We start from the raw sequence: 2,777 nt of genomic DNA, 5'->3' as shown, positions 1-2,777 counted from the left end.
AGCGACCGCGGCCTGCGCCACCACCGCAACGAGGACGCCTTCGCCGTGAGCACCACGGCGCTGCCCGACGGCTCCCCCGCCTCCGTGGCGATCGTCTGCGACGGCGTCTCCTCCGCGACCCGCCCCGACGAGGCGTCACTCGCCGCCTCCCGCGCGGCGAACGAGTCCCTGCTCGCGGCCCTGCCGCGCGGCACGCACCCGCAGCAGGCGATGCACGACGCGATCGTCGCCGCCTCCGAGGCGGTCAACGCGCTGGCCGACGAGCCCGCGGCGGCCCGTGAGCACGCCCCGCACCAGAACGCCCCGGCGTGCACCATCGTCGGCGCCGTGGTGACGGCCGGTCTGCTGGTGGTCGGCTGGGTCGGCGACAGCCGCGTCTACTGGATCCCGGTCGACCGCTCCACCCCGGCGGCCCGGCTCACCGAGGACGACTCGTGGGCCGCGCAGATGGTCGCCGCGGGCCTGATGGGCGAGGCCGAGGCGTACGCCGACCAGCGCGCGCACGCGATCACCGGCTGGCTCGGCGCCGACGCCTACGAACTGGAGCCGCACACCGCCTCGTTCAAGCCGGACCGGCCCGGTGTGGTCGTGGTCTGCACGGACGGCCTGTGGAACTACGCGGAGTCGGCCGACGAGATGGCCGAGGCCGTGCCCGCGGACGCGGCCGTACGACCGCTGCACGCCGCCCGGGTCCTGGTCGGTCACGCCCTCGACGGCGGGGGCCACGACAACGTAACAGTGGCCCTCGTGCCGTTCCCGGCCGTCCCGCAGGGGGCAGGATCGGCCTGAGGCCGCTTACGGGACGCCTCGCACGGGGAAGCCTCAACGGACCGGAGGGGACCGGTCCGTCATCCGTCGTCGCCCCGCGCCGCCGGGGCATCCAAGGGGGATCGAAACAGGCATGGCCAATTTCTCGAAATCGAACGTGCCGCAGTTCTCGGTGGACGTGTACCAGAACGAGTACCTGCCGGAGGGCGGCCGCGAGGTCAACGCCATCGTCACGGTGACCGCGACCGGCGGCGGCACCATCGGCAGCGCGGTGGCGGCACCCCATCTCTACCCGCCCGGCCAGGGCCCGTCGGCGGCCGTGGTCCTCATGGTCGACTGCTCGGGCTCGATGGACTACCCGCCGACCAAGATGCGCAACGCCCGTGACGCGACGGCCGCCGCGATCGACGCCCTGCGCGACGGCGTGAACTTCGCGGTGGTCGGCGGCACGCACGTGGCCAAGGAGGTGTATCCGGGCGGTGGCGGCCTCGCGGTCGCCGACGCCTCCACCCGTGAGCAGGCCAAGCAGGCGCTGCGGAAGCTGAGCGCGGGCGGCGGCACGGCGATCGGCACCTGGCTGCGGCTGGCCGACCGGCTGCTGGCGTCGGCGGACGTGGCGATCCGGCACGGCATCCTGCTCACCGACGGCCGCAACGAGCACGAGTCGGCGGAGGACCTGAAGGCGGCCCTGGACGCCTGCGCCGGACGGTTCACCTGTGACGCCCGCGGTGTGGGCACCGACTGGGAAGTGAAAGAAGTCACAGCCATCGCCTCCGCCCTCCTCGGCACCGCCGACATCGTCGCCGACCCGGCCGGTCTCGCCGCCGACTTCACACGGATGATGGAGACGGCGATGGGCAAGGAGGTCGCGGACGTCTCGCTGCGGCTGTGGACCCCGGTCGGTACGACGGTGAGGTTCGTCAAGCAGGTCGCGCCCACGGTCGAGGAGCTGACCGGCCGCCGCACGGAGGCGGGTCCGCGCGCGGGCGACTACCCGCTGGGTTCCTGGGGTGACGAGTCCCGCGACTACCACGTCTGCGTCGAGGTGACGCCCGCGAACATCGGGCAGGAGATGCTGGCGGCCCGGTTGTCGCTGGTGATCCCGCAGCCGTCCGACGGCGGCGTGCGCAACCTCGGGGCGCAGGGTCTGGTCCGGGCCGTGTGGACGGACGACATGGCCGCCTCGACGTCGATCAACCCCCAGGTCGCCCACTACACCGGGCAGGCGGAACTGGCGGAAGTCATCCAACAGGGTCTGGATCTGCGCAAAGAGGGGGATATCGACGGAGCGACGGCCAAACTGGGCAGGGCCGTGCAGCTCGCGAGCGCGTCCGGCAACGCGGATACTGCGAAACTGCTTTCGAAGGTGGTGGACGTGGTCGATGCCGCGACGGGTACTGTGCGACTGAAGGCGAAGGTCGAGGAGGCCGACGAGATGACGCTCGAGACTCGGTCGACAAAGACTGTTCGTGTAAAGAAGTGATCCGTAAGTAGTCGAGCCCGACCCCTCGGGGTGGGAGAAACCGGCCGGAACCGGCCGGACAAGGAGAGGGGGAAGCGCCGACATGCCGACCTGCCCGAACGGACACCAGTCGGGTTCCGACGACTGGTGCGAGGTGTGCGGTCACCGCATGGCGGGTGCCGTGCCCCCACCTCCTCCTCCCCCGCCGCCCGCGCCCGGTGGCGGTTACGGCTTCCCGCCGCCGGGCGGCCCCGCCGGCGGTCCCGGCGGCCCCGGTGGTTTCGGCGGTCCCGGTGGCGGCCGGACGGAGCTGTGCCCGCAGTGCCGTACGCCGCGTGAGGGCGCGGCGCCGTTCTGCGAGGAGTGCCGGTGGAACTTCCTGACGAACACGGCGACCTCGTACACCCCGGCCGCCCCGCGTCCGCCGGCCCCAGGTCCGGGTCCGGGTCCGGGCGGTCCCTTCCAGCAGCCTCCCGGCGGACCGTCGTACGGCGGCGGTGACTCGTACGACTACCAGGGCTCACGCCCCTCGCAGGTGAACCGCCCC

The 2,777-nt window shown here is 72.7% G+C and carries 2 protein-coding genes and 1 pseudogene; all 3 read left to right on the top strand.

Going from position 1 to position 2,777, the window contains the following annotated elements:
• Window positions 1–789, top strand: a 789-nt coding sequence (locus tag B7767_RS42285) for a PP2C family serine/threonine-protein phosphatase (protein ID WP_143653000.1), incomplete at its 5' end; no start/stop codon positions are given.
• Between the two features lie 112 nt (window positions 790–901).
• Entirely contained in the window at window positions 902–2,251 is a 1,350-nt protein-coding gene (locus B7767_RS42280; protein ID WP_085576450.1) for a VWA domain-containing protein, read from the top strand.
• An 82-nt stretch (window positions 2,252–2,333) separates the two neighbouring features.
• Window positions 2,334–2,777 (top strand): annotated as a pseudogene (locus tag B7767_RS42275) (phosphopeptide-binding protein); the annotation flags it as partial.

The sequence above is a fragment of the Streptomyces sp. 13-12-16 genome, assembly GCF_002114215.1.
Classification (GTDB): Bacteria; Actinomycetota; Actinomycetes; order Streptomycetales; family Streptomycetaceae; genus Streptomyces.
The sequence above is the reverse complement of the archived record's forward strand: the minus strand, read 5'-3'. Positions and strand labels throughout refer to the sequence as shown.

What these genes read in the sequence shown, in the direction of transcription:
- B7767_RS42280 (WP_085576450.1), top strand. Translation starts at nt 902, where the DNA reads ATGGCCAATTTCTCGAAATCGAACGTGCCGCAGTTCTCGGTGGACGTG.